This window comes from Corynebacterium guangdongense (assembly GCF_030408915.1).
GTDB lineage: Bacteria > Actinomycetota > Actinomycetes > Mycobacteriales > Mycobacteriaceae > Corynebacterium > Corynebacterium guangdongense.
Genome location: NZ_CP047654.1, coordinates 534,476 through 554,540, shown reverse-complemented (window position 1 = coordinate 554,540; position 20,065 = coordinate 534,476). Strand labels below are relative to the sequence as shown.

22 protein-coding genes are annotated in these 20,065 nt (G+C 66.9%); all 22 read right to left on the bottom strand.

Annotated features, from left to right (window positions below):
- Positions 1–184 precede the first annotated feature (184 nt).
- The gene (locus CGUA_RS02700) at positions 185–616 is read right to left on the bottom strand and encodes a TIGR02611 family protein (protein ID WP_290197450.1); all 432 of its coding nucleotides are present in this window, start codon (positions 614–616) and stop codon (positions 185–187) included.
- An 80-nt stretch (positions 617–696) separates the two neighbouring features.
- Entirely contained in the window at positions 697–2,022 is a 1,326-nt protein-coding gene (locus tag CGUA_RS02695) for a class I SAM-dependent methyltransferase (RefSeq protein WP_290197448.1), read from the bottom strand.
- A 95-nt stretch (positions 2,023–2,117) separates the two neighbouring features.
- A complete protein-coding gene (locus CGUA_RS02690; RefSeq protein ID WP_290197446.1) occupies positions 2,118–3,644 on the bottom strand; it encodes an FAD-binding oxidoreductase in 1,527 nt (508 codons plus the stop codon).
- 58 nt (positions 3,645–3,702) lie between these two features.
- Positions 3,703–4,929 carry a type VII secretion protein EccB gene (gene eccB, locus CGUA_RS02685; RefSeq protein WP_290197444.1) on the bottom strand — a complete coding sequence of 409 codons (1,227 nt, stop codon included), beginning with the start codon at positions 4,927–4,929 and terminating at the stop codon, positions 3,703–3,705.
- Between the two features lie 56 nt (positions 4,930–4,985).
- On the bottom strand, positions 4,986–7,160 hold the full coding sequence (locus tag CGUA_RS02680) for a DUF6541 family protein (protein ID WP_290197443.1): 2,175 nt from the start codon (positions 7,158–7,160) through the stop codon (positions 4,986–4,988).
- A 63-nt stretch (positions 7,161–7,223) separates the two neighbouring features.
- Positions 7,224–8,084: a tRNA pseudouridine(38-40) synthase TruA gene (gene truA / locus CGUA_RS02675; protein WP_374725019.1), complete on the bottom strand. Its 861-nt coding sequence runs from the start codon at positions 8,082–8,084 to the stop codon at positions 7,224–7,226.
- A gap of 225 nt (positions 8,085–8,309) precedes the next feature.
- Entirely contained in the window at positions 8,310–8,867 is a 558-nt protein-coding gene (rplQ, locus tag CGUA_RS02670; RefSeq protein ID WP_290197442.1) for a 50S ribosomal protein L17, read from the bottom strand.
- Positions 8,868–8,920: 53 nt separating this feature from the next.
- Positions 8,921–9,943 (bottom strand): DNA-directed RNA polymerase subunit alpha, encoded by a 1,023-nt coding sequence (locus CGUA_RS02665; protein WP_290197440.1) that lies wholly within the window; start codon positions 9,941–9,943, stop codon positions 8,921–8,923.
- Between the two features lie 118 nt (positions 9,944–10,061).
- Positions 10,062–10,667: a 30S ribosomal protein S4 gene (gene rpsD, locus CGUA_RS02660; protein WP_290197438.1), complete on the bottom strand. Its 606-nt coding sequence runs from the start codon at positions 10,665–10,667 to the stop codon at positions 10,062–10,064.
- A 28-nt stretch (positions 10,668–10,695) separates the two neighbouring features.
- Positions 10,696–11,091 (bottom strand): 30S ribosomal protein S11, encoded by a 396-nt coding sequence (rpsK, locus tag CGUA_RS02655; RefSeq protein ID WP_290197436.1) that lies wholly within the window; start codon positions 11,089–11,091, stop codon positions 10,696–10,698.
- Between the two features lie 3 nt (positions 11,092–11,094).
- Positions 11,095–11,463, bottom strand: coding sequence for a 30S ribosomal protein S13 (rpsM, locus tag CGUA_RS02650; RefSeq protein WP_290197435.1), 369 nt, complete (start codon positions 11,461–11,463; stop codon positions 11,095–11,097).
- 206 nt (positions 11,464–11,669) lie between these two features.
- Complete coding sequence (infA, locus tag CGUA_RS02645) at positions 11,670–11,888, bottom strand: translation initiation factor IF-1 (protein WP_290197432.1); 219 nt, start codon at positions 11,886–11,888, stop codon at positions 11,670–11,672.
- 189 nt (positions 11,889–12,077) lie between these two features.
- On the bottom strand, positions 12,078–13,841 hold the full coding sequence (locus CGUA_RS02640) for a pyruvate dehydrogenase (RefSeq protein WP_290197430.1): 1,764 nt from the start codon (positions 13,839–13,841) through the stop codon (positions 12,078–12,080).
- Positions 13,842–13,973: 132 nt separating this feature from the next.
- Complete coding sequence (locus CGUA_RS02635; protein WP_290197428.1) at positions 13,974–14,756, bottom strand: L,D-transpeptidase; 783 nt, start codon at positions 14,754–14,756, stop codon at positions 13,974–13,976.
- A 49-nt stretch (positions 14,757–14,805) separates the two neighbouring features.
- Positions 14,806–15,603, bottom strand: a complete 798-nt coding sequence (gene map, locus CGUA_RS02630; RefSeq protein WP_290197426.1) for a type I methionyl aminopeptidase — start codon at positions 15,601–15,603, stop codon at positions 14,806–14,808.
- 78 nt (positions 15,604–15,681) lie between these two features.
- Positions 15,682–16,230, bottom strand: a complete 549-nt coding sequence (locus CGUA_RS02625) for an adenylate kinase (protein ID WP_290197424.1) — start codon at positions 16,228–16,230, stop codon at positions 15,682–15,684.
- The gene (secY, locus tag CGUA_RS02620) at positions 16,230–17,549 is read right to left on the bottom strand and encodes a preprotein translocase subunit SecY (RefSeq protein WP_290197423.1); all 1,320 of its coding nucleotides are present in this window, start codon (positions 17,547–17,549) and stop codon (positions 16,230–16,232) included. Before secY ends, CGUA_RS02625 begins: the two co-directional genes overlap by 1 nt.
- A 236-nt stretch (positions 17,550–17,785) precedes the next feature.
- A complete protein-coding gene (gene rplO / locus CGUA_RS02615; RefSeq protein WP_290197420.1) occupies positions 17,786–18,235 on the bottom strand; it encodes a 50S ribosomal protein L15 in 450 nt (149 codons plus the stop codon).
- Positions 18,236–18,240: 5 nt separating this feature from the next.
- Positions 18,241–18,426, bottom strand: a complete 186-nt coding sequence (gene rpmD, locus CGUA_RS02610; protein WP_290197418.1) for a 50S ribosomal protein L30 — start codon at positions 18,424–18,426, stop codon at positions 18,241–18,243.
- 4 nt (positions 18,427–18,430) lie between these two features.
- The gene (rpsE, locus tag CGUA_RS02605; RefSeq protein ID WP_290197415.1) at positions 18,431–19,075 is read right to left on the bottom strand and encodes a 30S ribosomal protein S5; all 645 of its coding nucleotides are present in this window, start codon (positions 19,073–19,075) and stop codon (positions 18,431–18,433) included.
- 40 nt (positions 19,076–19,115) lie between these two features.
- Positions 19,116–19,517: a 50S ribosomal protein L18 gene (rplR, locus tag CGUA_RS02600; RefSeq protein ID WP_290197413.1), complete on the bottom strand. Its 402-nt coding sequence runs from the start codon at positions 19,515–19,517 to the stop codon at positions 19,116–19,118.
- Between the two features lie 2 nt (positions 19,518–19,519).
- Complete coding sequence (gene rplF, locus CGUA_RS02595; protein WP_290197411.1) at positions 19,520–20,056, bottom strand: 50S ribosomal protein L6; 537 nt, start codon at positions 20,054–20,056, stop codon at positions 19,520–19,522.
- Positions 20,057–20,065: the final 9 nt, after the last annotated feature.

Sequence of the window (20,065 nt, the reverse complement as noted above, 5' to 3'; positions counted from 1 at the left end):
TTGCATTAAGGTTCAAATCAAATGAGAAGATCCCACTTGAAACGCACGTTCGAGAATATGCAATTCGTTCGCAGAATGTTAATCCGAGAGCCCCAACTCAGTGGACAACATTTCCGCCTGAGCGACTGACCAGCTCCCACGTATAGGCGCGCCTTAGTCTTCCAACATTTTTATATTCATCAAACTAATTAAATTTCTCCAGCCCCAGCCAGTCGCCGTAGAAGAAGTCGATCCAGGTCAGGCCGCCCATCGCCCAGAACAGCCAGCCCATCACAAGGAACATGAGCCAGATGACGAGGAGCATTGCCACCACCAGCGACCAGCGGACCACCCTGGACTGGCGGCGGTACCAGGCGAAGAAGTCGTCGTAGACCCCCACCCCCCACGACAGCAGGCCCCGGGCCCACGCCACCTCCAGGGAGAGGATGCCGACGCCGAGGAAGGTCGTCAGCCAGCCCTGGCCAGGCAGCGGAATGGTGATGATACCGATGGCCAGCACCAGGACGCCGACGACGATGGTGACCGGGCGGATGAGGAAGCCGAGGCGGGTCGTCTTCTTGCGTTCCTCCCAGCGGTGCTCAAAACGCTCGATGCGTTCCGCGACCATCTGTCTCATCGTTGGTGCCACACCAGGCTAAACGGCCGGGGCGCCCGGAAGGTTCCCCGGCGGCGAGGAAAACGGCGAGGAAACGACGTCTATGCGTGGTACTTCTCGATCTCGTCCCACGGGGAGTCGTTCCACCAGCGCCGCTCCGGCACCCCGGCGCGGCCGCCCCGGTCATCGAGCTTCATGCCGAGGACCTGGTGCAGCTGGACCACGTTGTTCTCGAAGCCCCACTGGGAGCCGGCCATGTACATGCCCCACAGTTTGGCGGTGTCCTCGCCGACCAGCTCGACGGCCTCCTCCCAGTTCTCCCGGAGGTTGAGGCACCAGTCGCGCAGGGTGCGGGCGTAGTCGAAGCGCAGGTTCTCCTCGTGGAGGACCTCCAGGCCGTTGTCCTGCATCTCGCGGATGACGGTGCCGGAGCCGGTGAGTTCGCCGTCCGGGAAGATGTAGCGGTCGACGAACCCGCCCTTCATCGACCGGTGGTTGTCGAAGTTGGTGATGCAGTGGTTGAGCAGCAGGCCGCCGTCGCGCAGCTTGCCGGAGAAGGTGGTGAAGAACTCGGCGTAGTTGTCGACGCCGATGTGCTCGAGCAGGCCGATGGCGGAGATCCCGTCGAAACCGGATTCGGTGACGTCGCGGACGTCGCAGTGCCGCACCTCCGCCAGGTCCTCGAGGCCCTCCTCCTTGATCTTGGCCTGCGCCCACTCCGCCTGCTGCTTGGACAGCGTCACGCCGAGGGACTTCACGCCGCGCCGGGCGGCGTAGCGGACCATGCCGCCCCAGCCACAGCCGAGGTCGAGGTGACGGTCGCCGGCCTTGAGCCGCAGCTTCTCGAAGACGAGGCGGAACTTGTTGTCCTGCGCCTCGTCCAGGGAGGCGTCCTCGTGCGGGTAGTAGGCGCAGGTGTAGGTCATTTCCTTGCCCAGGAAGAGTTCGTAGAAGTCGTTGCCGACGTCGTAGTGCGAGGAGATGACGTCGGCGTCGCGCTGTTTGGAGTGGCGGGTCAGGCCGTCGCGAAGCGTGCGCTCGAGCCAGCCCTGGCGCTCGATCTCCGGCACCGGCTGCACCTTGAGCGCGCCCATGGTGCGCAGGGAACGGTAGATCTCGACCAGCTCGCCGGGGCCCGGCTTGCGGAACTGGGAGTAGAGGTCACGCAGAGAGTCGAAGATGCCGTAGGGGTAGGCCAGGTGCTCGCCCTCGACGACGATGCCGCCGGTCATCCAGGCGCGCGCCAGGCCGAGGTCGCCCGGGGAGGTCGCCATGTAGGACAGCCCCTCCGGGCTGGTGATCTTCACCGTGTACTTCGCGTCCTCGGGGCCGGTGGCTGAACCGTCGAAGGCTTCCCAGCGGTAGGGGTTCGGCGGGGTGACCATCGTGTCGATGATCTCGGCGACGGTCAACGGTTGAAAGGCCATGGGTGGGTGCATCCTGTTCTGCTGGGCTCAGCGTCATGGGCGACGTTCATCGTGATGTGCATGACGAAAATCCAATTGTAAGGGCGACGGGCGGGTCACGCCCCGGAAACCGTCTTGTCGTAGAGGCCGGGGAATCGGCCCTGCGGGTCGTAGATCTTCTTCAGTTCCTCGGGCAGGTCGCCGCCGTAGAGCGACTCGAACTGCTCGCGTGTGTAGAAGGCCTCGGAGTAGAGCGACTTGTGCCCGCCCAGGTCGTGGACCCTGGCCTCGATGACCTTGTTGAAGGCGCCCGGTTCGGCGTCGGCGGAGACGTGGTCGCCCGGCACCGCCGACCAGAAGCCGGCGTTGATCCACGTCGTGCCCGGCTTGAGGGGGTAGAGCGGCCACGGGTTGGACTCGTCGGCAAGCACTTCGCCGGTGTTGCTCAGACGCTCGACGCCCTCGCGCAGGCGGATCGGGCACAGCCACATCGGCTGGATGTCGCTGGCGGAGAAGAACCAGTCCAGCCACTCCGGGAGCTTGTCGACGGTGACCTCGATGTCCTGCACCACCCGCTCGCGGTGCGGCAGCCCCCGGGGTTTGTTGATCAGGTTGTGCTCGACGTCGTACTTGCGGTCGAGGCCGATGAGCTTCCAGTAGAAGGAGGATCGCAGCAGGTCCCGGGGCCAGAGCTTGCGGATCGTCGGGTCCTGCGCGCCGAAGGCCCGGGAGCACCAGAACCAGTCGACGTCCCAGCGCCAGATGTAGTCGCGGGTGGTGAGCCGGTCGTGGATGGTGCCCTCGGGATGCTGGATGGAGCGGTAGTAGACGTGCTCGCGGGTGTAGTCGCTGACCGGACCCTCCTCGTCGGTCTTGGTGGCGAGGATGAGGTAGAGCTCCCCGGGGCCGAAGGCGACGCCGTCGAGGCCGTGCACCTCGACGCCCTCCCACTCGCGGGTCTCGGCGACCCGGCCCATGGCCTCGGCGTAGGAGACGGGGTCGTGGAAGCGGACGTGACGCAGGGCGACGTAACGTGACACCTCCTCCAGCTCGATCTTCAGGCGCACGGCGTAGCCCAGTGAGCCGTAGGAGTTGGGGAAGCCGCGGAAGAGATCGACGTTGCGCTCCGGGGAGCAGGTGATGATCTCGCCGGTGCCGGTGAGCACGTCCATCTCCAGGACGGATTCGTGGGGCAGCCCGTTGCGGAAGGACGTGGCCTCCACGCCCATGCCGCTCACCGCCCCGCCGAGGGTGATGGTCTTGAGCTGCGGGACGACCAGCGGCGCCAGCCCGTGGGCGAGGGTGGCGTCGACAAGCTCCTCATAGGTGCACATGCCCTGCACCTCGGCGGTCCGGGCGACGGGGTCGATCTCGATGACGCCGCCGAGCCCGGCGACGTCGAGACCGGGCACGTCGGTCTTGCCGCGGCCGCGGAAAAGATTCGAGGTCTTCTTCGCCAGCCGCACGCGTTCCCCGGCCGGCACGGCCGCGAAACTCTCGACGAGCCGGGTCACCGCCTGCTCGTGCGCGTACCAGCCGACCGGCTGCACCGGACGGTAGTCAAGGCCGCGCCCGGGCATCCTGGCCCCCAGGCCGTCAGAGAGCGTGCCCAGTGAATTGACGATGCTGTCTCGAACACTCATGAAAGGCCACTCTAACGGCGCCGCGCGCTTTTCGCCCGGAATGCACTGATGCCCTTGGTCAATAAGTCCCGGTCAGCGCCTGCTCCCGGTCCAGCGGCGGGCCCTCCGGAAGCAGTCGGATCACCGACCAGTCAGCGTGCTCCGGCTGCGTGACGCCGAGCGCGGCGAGGCTGTCGGGGGTGAGCGCGTGTCGGGTGCCGGAGGCGCCGATGAGGAAGTGGCCGCCACCGGTGTCCACGGCCACCGCCCCACCCGCGGTGGTGGCGAAACGGTCGGCCACCCCCGCCCCGGACAGGGGCACGGGCGGGGTGTCCGGGGCGGCGTGCACCCCGGCCGGGCTGAGGCAGGAGTCCCCGCCGAGGTCCACCGGCTCCGCCGGCAGCCACGGCTCGGGCACGCGGGCGTCGGGGTACTCCGCCAGGTCCGCGCGCTCGATGTCGGTGACGCCTGCCCCGAGGTCGAGCAGGATTTCCGCCTGCAGGGTGCTCAGAGGCGCGACCGCGGCGTCGACGAGCAGGTGGTGGCGCTCCCCCGCCTTCAGCAGCTCGACCGGGCCCTTCGGCGCGCGCCATCCGGGCAGCTCCGGCACGACGCCGAGCACCTCCGGGGCCAGCTGCAGCCTCGGTGTCGCGGCCTCCACGCCCAACCGGCGGCGCAGCACCCGGCCCAGCTCGGAGTGCTCGTCGGGCAGCGCCCGCCGCCCCTCGCCGGTGATGAGCCAGTCGGTGCCCGACAGCGAGGCCAGGGCCGCGGCGGAGGCAGGGGGCCGCGGCCCCGCCACCACCGTGACGCTCCCGTCGGCCTGGTCGGTGCACACGATCCAGGCCAGCGGCCCCGGCTCCACCACCAGGCTCGGCGCACCCGGGATCCCGACGGGGGCGCCAAGGGTGCGCTCCCCGAGCTGCTTGTCCCCGATGGCCGCCGGCTGATCGGGGCCGCCCGCTATCAGCTGCGCCGAGGTGAGGTTGCCGACCGGATGGACCGTCTCCGCCAGCTGAACGTAGAGCTGCCCGCGCGAATCCTGCAGGATGACCGCGTCGCCGGGATCGGGGTTCGGGCTCAGCCAGGCCAGGAGCCCGGCGCCCAGGCCGGTCAGCGCCGTGGCCACCGCCCCGAAGAGCATGGCCCGCCGACGCGCGCCCAGCGGGTCGTGGATCATCCGGATGTCGCCGAAGACAAGCCCGTGCTCGACCCGTCTGCGCAGGAACCGGTGCCCGGACACCTGCGCCTTCGTCGTCGGCCGAATGGCCTGGCCGTCCCGGTTCTCCCTGTCCGCCAACGCCATGATCTCCCCCGAGTCCTCGCCGGGCGCAATCCCCCGATCGCGCTCCGGCTGGGAGCCTAGGGCGAGGGCTCGGGAACGGCAACCGCTGGGACGGGGTCCGGCGAGTGACGGCGCCCGGAGTCGATGACCCGCTCAAGTTCGGCGTCGGTGAACGCGTCGTTGACGGCGAAGATCACCACCGAACCGTCCAGGTAGACCGGGGTGACCGCGTCCGAGGTCCACAGTCCGTGCAGCAGCTCCCAGCGCGGCTTCTGGAACCACCAGAAGCTGCCCGGGGAGAGGTAGTAGTAGGTCAGGCCCAGCTCCGCGGCGGCCTCGTCCACCGGGTTCGGGGCGTCCGGGTCGTCGCCGAGCCCGGCGCCGAGCAGGTCGGCGTTCCAGTAGGTCAGGTCGGTGGCGGAGTCCCGTGGCGTGCCCGGCCACTGGTAGTGGCGGTGCAGCGACGGCAGCCCGTTGTAGGCGTACATCCAGCCCATGCCGTCGGCGGGTTCGCCGGCGATGAGGCCGTCGTAGGCCAGCGGCTGCTGCGCGAGCCAGTCCCATGCTTGCAGGTCGTGGTCGTCGACCATCCGGGTGGTGGTGCGCGAGGTCTGGTACGCCTGACGGGCGCCCGGGGTGGTGTTCGCGTCGACGACGTAGAGTGTCGCCGCCCCCGCCAGCACCGCCGCCAGGACGGCGGCGATCCCGCTGCCCGTGCGCCAGGCGCCGCGCCTGCGGTCGACCAGCGCGGCGACGGGGCCGCCGGTGAGCAGCCGGATCGCCGCGGCCAGACCGACGCCCGCCGCGGCCGCCGTCATCATCGCCACCGGCATGACCAGGCGGTGCGCGGTGTTGTAGTGCAGCCCGGCGACCACCGTGAGCAGGTCGACGCCCGGAAACTCCAGCGCGTGCAGGGCGTTGGCGGTCATCACGACGCTCAACAGGTAGAACACCGGGGCCCAGAAGTTGCGGCGCCAGATCATGAGCACGAGCGCGCCGACGCCGGCCAGCACCAGCAGCACCACCGGATCCCAGCCCGGGAAGAAGTCGGAGACGTGGCGCGTGTCCAGCAGGAAGGCCCGGGCCCAGGCCTCCCCCAGCTCCGCGGAGTCCGAGGTCGTCCAGTCGGACACCTCCTCGGCCTGGTCACGGCCCGCCAGCACCTGCGGCAGCAGCAGGAGCAGCCCGGCGGCGCCGGTGACGGCGAGGAGGAGGATGTCGCGCACCCGTGCCCACACCGGGTTCAGGTCAGGACGGGCCGGTCGCCACACCAGCGCCAGCAGCCACCACAACGCCACGACGAGGACGACGATGGTGACCGCAGAGGGGTGCAGCTGGGTCAGACCCGTCAGCGCGAACGCGGCGGCGAAGGCCGAGACTGGGCGGCCCGGCACCCGGAGAAAGACCGCCGCCACGATGCCGGAGACGGCGATCGCCGCCAGGTACGGCCACGCGCCCACGTACTGGCCGATCCAGTACAGCGCCGGAACGCCGGCGGCGATGATGGCCGCCAGCCCCGCGCCGATCTGGGCGACGAATCCCCGGCCGCCGACCATCACCCACGCCAGCAGCGCCACCGACAACGGCAGCCCCAACGACGGCAGGACGATGCTGATCGCGTTGAGCGCGGCGATCGGGTGCGCGTCACCGAGCTCGGCGACCAGCGCCGCCCCGGCGTGGAAGGCCACCGGATAGTACAGCGGATCGTGAAGCTCGATGTGCTGGAGCTCGCCCGCCCGGGTCGGCGAGGCCACGCCGGTCTCGAGAATCCAGCGAACGACGCTGGCGTGCCACTGCACGTCCCAGCCCTGGAAGATGTTGCGCGCCCCGCCGGGGGTCGCCGCCAGCCAGGTCATCGACCGCCAGATCAGCCAGCTCGCCGCCCCGGCCACGCCGAGGAAGGGGAGCACGCCCGGGCCCAGGTCCCGCAGCCACTGGCGGGGTCCGGCCCGGGTCGGGGCCGCCTCGCCCGCTTGACGACGCCGACGCCTCCCCACGGCGAACACCACCGCCCGCCACGCCGCGGCGAGGGCGAGGGCGATCAGCCAGCACAGCGCGACCGACAGCGGCGTGAACTCCCACGGGGAGAGTCCCAGCAGCCAGCCGGACAGCCCGTAGACGCTGTAGCTCAGCGGCACGGAGGCGGCCACCGCCCAGGGCAGGCGCAGCCCAGAGACCCAGCCGAGCAGGAATCCCGGCAGGGTACTGACGGCGATCGCCCACCAGACAACGCTGAGGTCTACCGCGTCCACACATGCTCCTTCAACTGCCGCGCCGGCCCCCGGTCCGGATCCGGGGGAGAAAACTATGACAGTCTATCCCCTCGACTGCCCGGGTTCCCGTGTGGCACGCGTCAGCAGGGCGCGGGCCGCAAGCTCCTCCTCGGCCGGGTAATCCACCCCGGTCAGGCTGAGCCCCTTCGCCGGTGCCACCGGGATGAGGGAGGACCGGGAGTCCTGGGCCAGCAGCGCGTCGATCAGTGAGACGTCGCGGCGCCCCTCCCCGATGACGAGGCAGGCGCCCACCAGCGAACGCACCATGGACCAGCAGAAGGCGTCGGCGACGACCGTGGCCTCGTAGAGGTTCGGCTCGGCGACGGTGCTCACGTCCGCCCAGGAGAAGACCTGGAGGTCACGGATGGTGGTGGCGTTGGGGCGGGCCTTGCAGAACGCCGCGAAGTCGTGGAGCCCGATCAGCGCGGTGGCGGCCTCCTGCATGAGGCGGACGTCGACCGGGCGTACCCAGGTCGCCGTGTCGGCCGCGCGGGTCGGCAGGGCGCCGGACTGGTGGGTGGTGAGACGGTAGACGTAGTGACGTCGCAGGGCGGAGAAGCGGGCGTCGAAATCCCTGCTCACCCGCCGGATCTCGGACACGCGGACGTCGTCGGGCAGGAAGCGCCCGAGGCGGCGGACCAGGCGGTGCGGGTCGCCGTCGATGGAGCGCTGCTGCAGCGAGTGCGCCGGGACGTCCAGATGGGCGACCTGCCCCGAGGCGTGGACGCCGGCGTCGGTGCGCCCGGCCACGGTGAGCACGGCGTCGGTGCGCAGGATGAGGGACAACGCGTTCTCCAGAGTGCCCTGGACGGTACGCAGGTCCGGGTCCTTCTGGGCTGCCCAGCCGTGGAAGGCGGTGCCGTCATAGGCGATGTCGAGGCGCAGGCGGATGGTGTCGGTCATGATGACCTCCAGGCTAGTGCGCCGGGGGCCGGGGCTGATCCGCCAGGTGTTCGTTTCGAAAGGGCTCCCCCTCAGAGGCCTCGCAGATCCGGCCCTCGTCCCGAAAGCGCTCGCCCTTTCGGGACGAGGCCTTTCGGGACGAGGCCTTTCGAAGCCCAGGGCGACCCCGGAAACGAAAAGAACCGCCCGGCACCGGGGTGCAGGGCGGCGGGAACACGAAGAGAATTACTTCTCCTCGTCCTCCTTCTTCTCAGCCTCGGCGGACTCCTCAGCCTCGACGGCCTCGGACTCGGCCTGAGCCTCGGCGTCGGTGGCCTCGTCAGCCTCGACCTCGGGAGCCTCGGTCTGAGCTTCCTCAGCCTTGGTCTCCTCAGCCTGCTTGGAGGCGGCGGCGCGGGTGGCGCGGGTCGCCTCGGCGGAGACGGTCTCCTCGAGAACCAGGGAGATCTGGGACACCGGGGCGTTGTCGCCCGGACGGTTCTCCAGCTTGATGATGCGGGTGTAGCCACCGGCGCGGTTCTCGAACTTCGGGGCCAGCTCGTCGAACAGGTAGTTCACGACGTCCTTCTGGGGGACGTGGCGAAGGACCTGGCGACGGTCGTGGACGGAGCCCGACTTGGCGCGGGTGATGAGCTTCTCGACGTAAGGACGCAGCAGCTTGGCCTTTGCGTCGGTCGTCTTGATGGCGCCGTGCTGGATCAGCTGCGCAGCCAGGTTGGACAGGATGTGTCGCTGGTGCTGGGCGGAGCTGCCGAAACGGGCACCCTTCTTCGGGGTGGGCATTAGTTATCTCCTCGTGTACGGATGGCGTGAGCGCTGGGGTGCGCGCGTGCGTTTTACTCGGAATCGTCCTCGTCATCGATGACGTCGATGAACTCACCGGTTTCGGCGTCGTAGCCCTCGAGCTGCGACGGGTCGAAGTCCTCCGGGGCGTCCTTGAGGGTCAGGCCCAGCTGAGCCAGCTTGACCTTGACCTCGTTGATGGACTTGGAACCGAAGTTGCGGATGTCCAGCAGGTCCGACTCGGTGCACTCTGCGAGCTCACCGACGGTGTGGATCTCCTGGCGCTTCAGGCAGTTGTACGAACGGACCGAGAAGTTGAGGTCCTCGATCGGGGTGGCGTAGGCGGCGATGTACTCGGACTCCTGCGGGGAGGGGCCGATCTCGATGCCTTCCGCGGCGAGGTTGAGCTCCTGGGCGAGCCCGAAGAGCTCGACCAGGGTCTTACCGGCGGATGCCATGGCGTCGCGGGCGGTGATGGAGTTCTTGGTCTCCACGTCGATGACCAGCTTGTCGAAGTCCGTGCGCTGGGCGACACGGGTGGCCTCGACCTTGTAGCTGACCTTCAGCACCGGGGAGTAGATCTGGTCAACCGGGATACGGCCGATGTCGCCGGAGGCGTTGGCCGGGGCGGCCGGGACGTAACCACGTCCACGCTCGACGACGAGCTCGATGTCCAGCTTGGCCTGCTCGTTCAAGGTCGCGATGTGCAGATCCGGGTTGTGGATCTCCACGCCGGCCGGGGGCTGGATGTCACCGGCGGTGACGGCTCCCGGGCCCTCCTTGCTCAGGTACATGGTGACCGGATCGTCGGAGTCCGACGACAGGACCAGACCCTTGATGTTGAGGATGATCTCGGAGACATCCTCCTTCACGCCGGAGATGGTGGTGAACTCGTGCAGCACGCCCTCGATCTTCACGCTGGTGACCGCCGCGCCCGGGATGGACGACAGCAGGGTGCGGCGCAGAGAGTTGCCGAGGGTGTAGCCGAAGCCCGGCTCCAGCGGTTCGATGACGAAGCGGGAACGGGCGGAGTCCACGAACTCTTCGGTGAGCGTGGGGCGCTGTGAAATGAGCATGATCTTCTCCTTTGGCGACCACTATTTGACGCCATAGAAATTCAGCAAACTGCCTGATGGTGAGGTACGAGAGACGGTTCCTGCCGGGGGTTGCCCGGCAGAAGCGTCAGGGTGGAGCTTACTTCGAGTAGAACTCGACGATGAGCTGCTCCTGCAGCGGAACGTCGATCTGAGCGCGCTCGGGCAGCTGGTGCACGAGGATGCGCAGGGTGGACGGAACGACCTGCAGCCAGGCCGGGACGACGGCGTCGACCAGGTTGGTCTGAGCCTCCTCGAACCAGTTCATCTTCTTGGAACGGTCGCGGACGTCGATGATGTCGTACTGGGACACCTGGAACGACGGGACGTTGATCTTCTTGCCGTTGACGGTGAAGTGACCGTGGGAGACAAGCTGACGCGCCTGACGACGGGTGTTGGCCAGGCCGGCACGGTAGACAACGTTGTCGAGACGGGACTCGAGCAGGATGACCAGGTTGTCGCCGGTCTTGCCCGGGAGACGGTTGGCCTCGTTGTAGTAGTGACGGAACTGACGCTCCATGATGCCGTAGGCGAAGCGGGCCTTCTGCTTCTCCTGCAGCTGGAGGAGGTACTCGGACTCCTTGATGCGGGCGCGGCCTGCCTGCCCCGGCGGGTACGGACGCTTCTCGAAGTTCTTGTCACCTCCGACGAGGTCGACGCGCAGACGGCGGGACTTACGGGTTGCTGGGCCGGTATAACGAGCCATGGTGCTTTAAACCTTTCCTTTCCCTTGGTTAGACGCGACGACGCTTCGGCGGGCGGCAGCCGTTGTGCGGCTGCGGCGTGACGTCAGAGATGGAGTTGACCTCGAGGCCGGCGGCCTGGAGGGAACGGATTGCGGTCTCGCGGCCGGAGCCCGGACCCTTGACGAAGACGTCGACCTTCTTCATGCCGTGATCCATTGCCTTGCGGGCAGCGTTCTCGGCGGCCATCTGAGCGGCGAACGGGGTGGACTTACGGGAGCCCTTGAAACCCACGTGACCGGAGGAGGCCCAGGAGATGACAGCACCGGACGGGTCCGTGATGGACACGATGGTGTTGTTGAAGGTGGACTTGATGTATGCGTGGCCCTGGGCCACGTTCTTCTTGACGACGCGACGGCGCGCGCCGGAACGACTCTTCGGTGGCATTGCTTACTTCTTCTTTCCTGCGATCGTCTTCTTCGGACCCTTACGCGTACGAGCGTTGGTCTTGGTGCGCTGGCCGTGGACCGGGAGACCGCGACGGTGGCGGAGGCCCTGGTAGGAGCCGATCTCGATCTTGCGGCGGATGTCGGCGGCGACCTCGCGGCGGAGGTCGCCCTCAACCTTCCAGGTGGCTTCGATAACGTCACGCAGCGCTGCGACCTGGTCGTCAGACAGGTCGTCGGTGCGAAGGTCAGGAGAGATTTCGGTGCGCTCGAGCAGCTCAGCTGCGCGGGCCGGACCGATGCCGTAGATGTACGTGAGTGCGATCTCCATGCGCTTGTTACGCGGCAGATCGACACCTGCTAGACGTGCCATAAGGCAGGTACCTTTCGGGTTGTTGCAGTGGTTTTCTCCCAACCCGTCCCTGCCAGACGACGCTTTGCCCGGGCCGAAGACCGGACGATGGGCCGTGGTTACACAGGGCTCCAGCCACTGTAGCCGGAGGCAGATAGTGTCAGCGCGAAGCCCGTTCATCGTGAACGAGCCCGCGGGTTCACCCTAGGAGGGGAGGCTTACCGTATTTACTTGTAGCGGTAGACGATGCGGCCGCGCGTCAGGTCGTACGGAGAAAGCTCCACGACGACGCGGTCCTCGGGCAGGATACGGATGTAGTGCTGACGCATCTTGCCACTGATGTGGGCCAGAACCTTGTGACCGTTGTCGAGCTCGACACGGAAATATGCGTTCGGCAGGGGCTCGATGACCTTGCCCTCAACTTCGATTGCGCCTTCTTTAGCCATATCCCTTTACATTCCTGGTGCTGCCCAGACGGGCAGTGTTGAACACCCTCGTTGTCAGTATCACTACGTCAAACAGCATGCATGCATCGGGCACACACACCAATCACGCACTTTACACCCTGACCAGCGCAAAACAAAACGCCGTGTATACTACGCACACTTTCCGACGTCCAACACGACCCACCCCTTTTAGGTGCGACGGCCCTTCTTCACCGACGCGGCGGCGCCGATGTTGCGCAGGTTGCTGCGGGCCAGGTCGACCATGCGCCCCACTCCCCCGTCCAGCACGGTCTTGGCGGCGGTCTTGGAGAAGCCCATCATCATGTCCCAGGTGACGTTCGGCGGAATGGACAGCGCGTCCGGATCGGTGACGACGTCGACGAGCACGGGCCCGTCGTGGGCGAAGGCCTCGGCGAGCGCCTTCTCCAGCTTCTTCGGCTCCTCGACCCGGATGGAGCGGATGCCGATGGCGGCGGCGATGTCGGCGTAGTTGACCCGCTCGTGGTCGGTCCCGAACTCCTGCATGCCGGCCACCATCATCTCCAGCTTCACCATGCCCAGCGATGAGTTGTTGAAGACGACCATCTTGATCGGCAGCCGGTGCAGCTTCACGGTCAGCAGCTCGGAGAGCAGCATGGCGGTGCCGCCGTCGCCGGAGAAGGTGACCACCTGACGCCCGCGGTCGGCGAACTGGGCGCCGATGGCCTGGGGAATCGCGTTGGCCATGGTTCCGTGCTTGTAGGAGCCGATGTCCCCGCGCGCGCCGTTCGGGGTGAGGTAGCGGGCGGCCCACACATTGCACATGCCGGTGTCGATGGTGAACAGGGCGTCGTCGTCGGCGAGCTCGTCGATGAGCGCGGCGACGTACTCGGGGTGGATGGGTGTGCGCTTGCCGGCCGTGCCGGAGTAGCTGCCCACCACCCCGTCCAGCAGTCGGGCGTGCTCGGTGAGCATCTGATCGAGGAAGGAGCGGTCGCTCTTCTCCTCGATGTGCGGGAGCACGTTGTCGAGGGTGGCTCCGACGTCCCCGACCACGGGGTACTTCACCGTCGTGCGTCGCCCGATGTGGGAGGCGTCGAGGTCGACCTGCGCCACGTTCTCGCTGGGCAGCCAGTCCTGGTAGGGGAAGTCCGTGCCCAGGAGGATGAGCAGGTCCGCCTCCTCCATCGCCCGGGTGGCGGCTCCGTAGCCGAGCAGCCCCGACATGCCGACGTCGAAGGGATTGTCGTACTGGATGTGCATCTTGCCGCCGAAGGCGTGGCCGATCGGGGCTTTGATCTTCTCCGCCAGCGCGAGCACCTGCTCCCGGGAGTCCTTCACGCCCGCACCGCAGAAGAGCGTCACCTTCTCGGCCTTGTTGACGGCGTCGACGAGGGCGGCGGCCTCCCGGGCGTCCGGGTACGCGACGGGGCGCCCGCGCGCGATGGTGGAGTTGAGGAAGCGGTCCTCCCCCGCCTCCCTCCCGGAGATGTCGCCGGGCAGAACCAGCACGGAGACCCCCTTGCCCGCCATGGTGGACTGCACCGCATTGTGCAGGATGCGGGCGCCCTGCTCCGGGGAATTGACCATCTCCAGGTATCCCGAACACTCCCGGAAGAGCAGTTCGGGATGCGTCTCCTGGAAGAAGCTCGAGCCGATCTGGAGCGAGGGGATGTGCGAGGCGAGGGCGAGGACGCGGGCGCCGTTGCGGTGGGCGTCGAAAAGGCCCTGCACGAAGTGGGTGTTACCGGGGCCGCAAGAGCCCGCGCACACGGCGAGTTCCCCGGTGACCAGCGACTCCGCCCCGGCGGCGAAGGCGGCGGCCTCCTCGTTGCGGACGTGGACCCACTCAATGCGGGACTCGCTGACGGCGTCCGAGATGGGGTTGAGGCTGTCTCCGACCAGCCCGTAGATGCGCTGGACACCCTGATCTTCGAGGTACTGGACGAGCTGCTGGGCAAAGGTGCGGGCCATGGGGTCACTTCCTTGAACGTCGGCGGGGTGTGGTGGCCTCCACCGTAGGCCCGGAGTCTGACAGTCTCGTGGCAATTGCCGGGAAAAGACGGGAACCGCCGACTCGTGGTCGGCGGTTCGGATCAGCGGGGCCTAGTAGACGTAGACCATGTCGCCGATCTGCAGTTCAGCGAAGTACTTCTGGGCGTCGGCGCGCCACATGCGGACGCAGCCGTGGGACAGGATGTTCGGGTCGCCCTGGTGGAAGGCGATGCCGTTGTAGGTGAAGTAGGTCGCGTAGGGCATGGGAGCGTTGTTGAACTCCCAGGAGATCTCGTCCTTGACCTTGCGGTTGACGTAGAAGGTGCCGCGCGGGGTGTCGTAGCCCGGCATGCCCGGACCGACCTGCACCGGCCCGTAGGTGACCTGGCCGTTGTCCTGCAGCCAGGAACGACGACCGTCGACGTCGACGCAGGCGGCGGCCTGCGGCGGGCACGGGCTGTTCGCCGGGTTGCGGCGGTCGGCCTCGGCCTGGCGCTGACGTTCCGCGGCGGCCACGGCCTCGCGGGCGGCGCGTTCCTCGGCCGCGCGCTGCTGCGCCACGCGGGTGGCTTCGGCGGCGTCACGGGCGATGAGGCCCGGGAAGACCAGGTCGAAGACCTGGTCGTAGGCGGTGATCATCTGCGCGGCGACGGCCGCGTCGAAGCTGTTCTCGACGGTTTCGGCGACCTGCCCACGGGAGTTGAGGGCGTCGGACTGGATCTGCGAACTCAGGTCGGAGAACTGGGAGTTGAGGTCGCCGACTGCGGCGTCGACGCTGCTTCCCAGGGAATTGGCGGAGGAACCCACTTCCTGGGCGCCGGCTGGCACGGCGACACCCAGAACGACGGCGGCGGAGGTCAGGACGGCAACGACACGGCGGCGGAACGTAGTCATACTGGAAGTATAAGCGTTTCCTGCCGAAAAGCTGATTTTACGGCAATTTTCATGCGGTTCTGGGGGTGAGGATGCGCGGACCGGCGGCGGTGGCGGCCACGGTGTGCTCCCAGTGGGCGGCCCAGGAGCCGTCCACGGTCAGCACTGTCCACTCGTCCTCGAGGACGACGGTGTCCTCGGTCCCCAGCGCCAGCATCGGCTCGATCGCCAGGACGGAGCCCTCCTGGATCTCCGGGCCGCGCCCGCCACGTCCCTCGTTGGCCAGGTAGGGCGGCTCGTGCATCTCGCGGCCGATGCCGTGCCCGCCGTAGCCGTCGATGATGTGCAGGTCGACGTCGAACTTCAGCTCGGCCTCGTTGGTGGCCACCTCTAGCGCGTGGGAGACGTCGGTGAGCCGGTTGCCCGGGACCATGGCCTTGAGGCCCTCCAGGAGCACCCACTCGGTGGCCCGGTTGAGCTTATCGGCGTCCTCGGAGAGCTCCCCGATGCCGAAGGACCAGGCGGAGTCGCCGACCCAGCCGTCGAGGGTGGCGCCGCAGTCGATGGAGACCAGGTCGCCCGGCCGGAGTACGACATCCTCGCTCGGGATGCCGTGGACGACGACCTCGTTGACCGAGGCGCAGATGGAGCCCGGGAATCCCCCGTAACCGAGGAAGCTGGGGATCGCGCCGGCATCGCGGATGACCTCCTCCGCGATCTTGTCCAGGTCGAGGGTGGTCATCCCCTCCTTCGCCTCGGCGCGGACGGTCTGGAGGGCGCGGGCGACGATGCGGCCGGACGCCTCCATCGCGTCGAGTTCACCCGGGGTCTTCGCGTGAATTTTTTTCGTCTTCTTACGGAATGCCATGCCGGCCATGCTACGCCGACGGGCCGCCCCTTCCGGCATTCGGAAGGGACGGCCCGCAGGGGTCAAGCGCGTGTGCGTCTACTTGATGGCGTCCAGGACGCGCTGGCTGATCTCCTCGACCTCGCCCTCGGCGTCGACGTTGATGATCTCGGCGCCGTAGTGGTCGATCAGCGGCTTGGTCTCCGAGTGGTAGACGGCCAGGCGGTTGCGGATGACGTCTTCCTTGTCGTCCTCGCGGCCGCGGGCCAGCATGCGCTCAACGACGATGTCCTCGTCGATGACGAAGTTCAGGACGCCGTCGAGGGCGACGCCTGCCTCATCCAGCATCTCCTGCAGCAGCTCGGCCTGCTCGGTGGTGCGCGGGAACCCGTCGAGCAGGAAACCCTCGGCCGCGTCCGCCTCAGCCAGACGGGACTTGACCATGCGGGCGGTCACGTCGGTCGGGACCAGGTTGCCGGCGTCGATGTAGCCCTTGGCCTCGACGCCCAGCGGGGTGCCCTGACCGATGTTCGCGCGGAACAGGTCACCGGTGGAGATGTGCGGGACGCCGAGCTTCTCCGCGAGGAGCTCTGCCTGGGTGCCCTTGCCGGCGCCCGGAGGGCCGAGGAGAACGAGTCGCTTCTTCATTACTTCAGGAGTCCTTCGTAGTTGCTTTGCAGAAGTTGGGATTCAATCTGCTTGATGGTGGTCAAGGCTACCGAAACCATAATCAGGATGGCCGTGCCACCGAACGACGACATCGCCGTCTGGGAGCCGACGCCGAGATCAACCGCCAGGTTCGGCAGCACCGCAATCAGACCGAGGTACAGCGCGCCCACCGCCAGAAGACGGTTCATGACGTAACCGAGGTACTGCGCGGTCGGACGTCCCGGCCGGATGCCCGGGATGAATCCACCGTACTTCTTCATGTTCTCAGCCTGGTCGTACGGGTCGTACTGGACCGATACATAGAAGTAGCTGAAGAAGATGATCAGGATGAAGTAGGCCAGGATGTACTGCCACGAGGAGGGGTCCTGCAGCCAGGCCATGACGGTGCGCTGCCACCAGTTGTCCGGCGGCGTGAGCTGGTTGGAGTACACGATCTGGGTGATCAGGACCGGCACGTACATCAGGGAGGAGGCGAAGATGACCGGAATGACGCCGGCCTGGTTGACCTTCAGCGGCAGGTAGGTGGAGGAGCCGCCGTACTGGCGCCGGCCCACCTTGCGCTTGGCGTACTGCACCGGGATCCGGCGCTGGCCCTGCTCAATGAAGACCACGCCGATGACCAGGAGGATGACGGCGGTGAGGACGACCGCGAAGACGACGCCGCCGGAGGACTGGAGAATCGTCGCCCCGTCGGTCGGGATGCGCGTGGCGATACCGGCGAAGATGAGGAGGGACATGCCGTTGCCGACGCCCTTCTCGGTGATGATCTCACCGAGCCACATCACCAGAAGCGCGCCCGAGGTCATCACCAGGACGATCATGATGAGGTCGAAGAGGTTGCGGTCCTCGACGAGCACCGGCACCCCCTGCCCCAGCAGCTGCTCCCGGTCCGCCAGGGCGACGATGCCCGCGGACTGCAGCAGCGCCAGAGCCAGGGTCAGGTACCTGGTGTACTGGGTCATCTTGGACTGGCCGGACTGCCCCTCCTTCTTCAGCTCCTCGAACTTGGGGATGACGACGGTCAGCAGCTGCACGATGATCGACGCCGTGATGTACGGCATGATGCCGATGGCGAAGATCGACAGCTGCAGCAGCGCACCGCCGGAGAAGAGGTTGATGACGGTGAAGACACCGCCGCCCTCCTGGTCGAGACTCTGCAGTCGACTGTTGATTGCGGCGTAATCGACGCCCGGCGAAGGAATCTGGGCGCCGACACGATAGAGGATGATCAACGCGATGGTGATCAGAATCTTCTTTCGCAGATCAGCGTCCCTGAATGCCTGAAAAATGGCGGACACACAAGCCTCCTGGCTCACGGGCGAACAAGCCGTCCGAAAGCTTCCTGAAGTTTCCTGCCCCCGTGGCGGGGGCTGTGGACACGATTGACGTTCCTACCCTACCAGCCCAATCCGGCGGCGCTCGCCAAAGACCCCGGCCTAATCCGGCGCCCGATCCGGCCCCCGGGCGGGAAAAGCGGAAGGCCGTCCTCCCCGCAGTGCGGGGAGGACGGCCTCCAGCATGTCACCGGAGAGGCTTAAGCCTCGGTGACGGAGCCTCCGGCTGCCTCGATCTTGTCGACGGCAGACTTGGAGAACTTGGTTGCGGTGACGTTGACCTTGACGTCAATGTCGCCGTTGCCCAGAACCTTGACCGGCTCGTTGGCGCGGACCAGGCCCTTGCCGACGAGGTCGGCCACGGTGACGTCGCCACCGTTCGGGAAGAACTCCTGGAGGTCTTCCACGTTGACGACCTGGAAGACAACCTTGTTCGGGTTCTTGAAGCCCTTGAGCTTCGGCAGACGCATCTGGAGCGGCATCTGGCCACCCTCGAAGTACGCAGGCACCTTGTTGCGTGCCTTGGTGCCCTTGGTGCCGCGGCCGGCGGTCTTGCCGCCCTTGCCTGCCTCACCGCGACCAACACGGTGCTTCGGCTTGTTCGCGCCCTTGGAGGGACGCAGGTCGTGGAGCTTGATGGGTTCGCTCATTGTTTTTACTCCCCTGCCACTTCTTCGACCTCGACCAGGTGACGAACAACGAGGATCTGGCCGCGAACGGCGTCGTTGTCCGGCTTGGTGACGGTCTGGTGGATCTTGCGCAGGCCCAGGGCCTTGAGGTTTGCGCGGGTCTTCGGCTTCTCACCGATGTAGCCACGCTTGAGTGTGATCTTCAGTGCCATGGGTCTACGCCTCCTGTCCTGCGCGTGCGCGCAGCAGACGAGCCGGTGCGATCTCCTCGACGGTCTTACCGCGACGGGCAGCGACCTCCTCAGGACGAACCAGCTGCTTCAGGCCGGCCACGGTTGCGTGGACGACGTTGATGTGGTTGGCCGAGCCGAGGGACTTGGAAAGGATGTCTTCGATGCCCGCGCACTCCAGGACCGGACGGACAGCGCCGCCGGCGATGACGCCGGTACCCGGGGCTGCCGGCTTGAGCAGGACGACGCCTGCGGCCGCCTCACCCTGGACCGGGTGCGGGATGGTGCCGTTGATCATCGGAACGCGGAAGAAGTTCTTACGAGCCTCTTCGGAGCCCTTCTGGATGGCGGCCGGGACCTCGCGGGCCTTGCCGTAGCCGATGCCGACCATGCCCTCGCCGTCACCGACGACCACCAGAGCGGTGAAGCTCATGTTGCGGCCGCCCTTGACGGTCTTGGCGACACGGTTGATGGCGACAACCTTCTCGATGTACTTGTCGCGATCCTGGTCACGGTCGTTGCGACGGTTGTCACGACGGTTGTCGCGACGGTCGTTGCGCTGGCCGCGCTCGTTGTTCTTGTTCTGGTCTTCGGCGGAGCGTCCGCCGTCACGCCGTTCACGTCCCGGCATTACGCATTCCTTCCGTTGATGTTCATGGTGATGGTGGTCATTAGAACTTCAGTCCACCTTCGCGGGCGGCGTCAGCCAGAGCGGCGACGCGACCGTGGTACTTGTAACCGGCGCGGTCGAAGACGACCTTCTCGATGCCGGCAGCCTTGGCGCGCTCGGCGATCAGCTCGCCGACCATCGCGCCCTTGGCCTTCTTGTCGCCCTCGAAGCCACGGACGTCTGCCTCCATGGTGGAGGCGGAGGCCAGGGTGTGGCCCGCGAGATCGTCGATGACCTGAGCGGTCATGTGACGAGAAGAGCGGTGGACAACCAGACGCGGGACCTCGGAGGTGCCACGCAGGTTCTTGCGGATGCTGAACTGGCGACGTGCACGGGCCTCGCGACGACGAGTCGCGATGTCCTTGCCAATCGGCTTGCGCTTGTTTTCTGCAGTGTTGCTCATGCTTACTTACCCGTCTTTCCGACCTTGCGGCGGACCTGCTCACCCTCGTAGCGGATGCCCTTACCCTTGTACGGGTCATCCTTACGCAGACGACGGATGTTAGCGGCGATCTGCCCGACCTGCTGCTTGTCAATACCCTCGATCGAGAGCTTGGTGTTGCCATCAACCGCGAAGGTGATGTTCTCCGGAGCTTCGATCAGGACCGGGTGGGAGTAGCCGAGCGAGAACTCGAGGTCCTTGCCCTTCTGCTGGACACGGTAACCGACGCCGAAGATCTCCATCTTGATCTTGTACCCCTCGGTGACACCGACAACCAGGTTGTTGATGAGCGAGCGGGACAGACCGTGAAGACCGCGGTTCTCGCGGTTGTCATCCGGACGGGAGACGACGATCTGGTCGTCTTCCTGGGCAACGGTGATCGGTGCCGGGACGTCGAGAGTCAGGGTGCCCTTCGGGCCCTTGACGGAGACGTGCTGGCCGTCGATGGTGACGTCAACGCCCTTCGGGAGGACGATGGGTTCCTTACCAATACGAGACATGGTTCACTT

Bases quoted from the DNA above. Each gene is read 5' to 3' on its own strand.
- CGUA_RS02700 (WP_290197450.1), bottom strand. From the start codon at position 616: ATGAGACAGATGGTCGCGGAACGCATCGAGCGTTTTGAGCACCGCTGG.
- CGUA_RS02695 (WP_290197448.1), bottom strand. From the start codon at position 2,022: ATGGCCTTTCAACCGTTGACCGTCGCCGAGATCATCGACACGATGGTC.
- CGUA_RS02690 (WP_290197446.1), bottom strand. From the start codon at position 3,644: ATGAGTGTTCGAGACAGCATCGTCAATTCACTGGGCACGCTCTCTGAC.
- eccB (WP_290197444.1), bottom strand. From the start codon at position 4,929: ATGGCGTTGGCGGACAGGGAGAACCGGGACGGCCAGGCCATTCGGCCG.
- truA (WP_374725019.1), bottom strand. From the start codon at position 8,084: ATGACCGACACCATCCGCCTGCGCCTCGACATCGCCTATGACGGCACC.
- rplQ (WP_290197442.1), bottom strand. From the start codon at position 8,867: ATGCCCACCCCGAAGAAGGGTGCCCGTTTCGGCAGCTCCGCCCAGCAC.
- CGUA_RS02665 (WP_290197440.1), bottom strand. From the start codon at position 9,943: ATGCTCATTTCACAGCGCCCCACGCTCACCGAAGAGTTCGTGGACTCC.
- rpsD (WP_290197438.1), bottom strand. From the start codon at position 10,667: ATGGCTCGTTATACCGGCCCAGCAACCCGTAAGTCCCGCCGTCTGCGC.
- rpsK (WP_290197436.1), bottom strand. From the start codon at position 11,091: ATGCCACCGAAGAGTCGTTCCGGCGCGCGCCGTCGCGTCGTCAAGAAG.
- rpsM (WP_290197435.1), bottom strand. From the start codon at position 11,463: ATGGCACGTCTAGCAGGTGTCGATCTGCCGCGTAACAAGCGCATGGAG.
- infA (WP_290197432.1), bottom strand. From the start codon at position 11,888: ATGGCTAAAGAAGGCGCAATCGAAGTTGAGGGCAAGGTCATCGAGCCC.
- CGUA_RS02640 (WP_290197430.1), bottom strand. From the start codon at position 13,841: ATGGCCCGCACCTTTGCCCAGCAGCTCGTCCAGTACCTCGAAGATCAG.
- CGUA_RS02635 (WP_290197428.1), bottom strand. From the start codon at position 14,756: ATGACTACGTTCCGCCGCCGTGTCGTTGCCGTCCTGACCTCCGCCGCC.
- map (WP_290197426.1), bottom strand. From the start codon at position 15,603: ATGGCATTCCGTAAGAAGACGAAAAAAATTCACGCGAAGACCCCGGGT.
- CGUA_RS02625 (WP_290197424.1), bottom strand. From the start codon at position 16,230: ATGAAGAAGCGACTCGTTCTCCTCGGCCCTCCGGGCGCCGGCAAGGGC.
- rplO (WP_290197420.1), bottom strand. From the start codon at position 18,235: ATGAGCGAACCCATCAAGCTCCACGACCTGCGTCCCTCCAAGGGCGCG.
- rpmD (WP_290197418.1), bottom strand. From the start codon at position 18,426: ATGGCACTGAAGATCACACTCAAGCGTGGCTACATCGGTGAGAAGCCG.
- rpsE (WP_290197415.1), bottom strand. From the start codon at position 19,075: ATGCCGGGACGTGAACGGCGTGACGGCGGACGCTCCGCCGAAGACCAG.
- rplR (WP_290197413.1), bottom strand. From the start codon at position 19,517: ATGAGCAACACTGCAGAAAACAAGCGCAAGCCGATTGGCAAGGACATC.
- rplF (WP_290197411.1), bottom strand. From the start codon at position 20,056: ATGTCTCGTATTGGTAAGGAACCCATCGTCCTCCCGAAGGGCGTTGAC.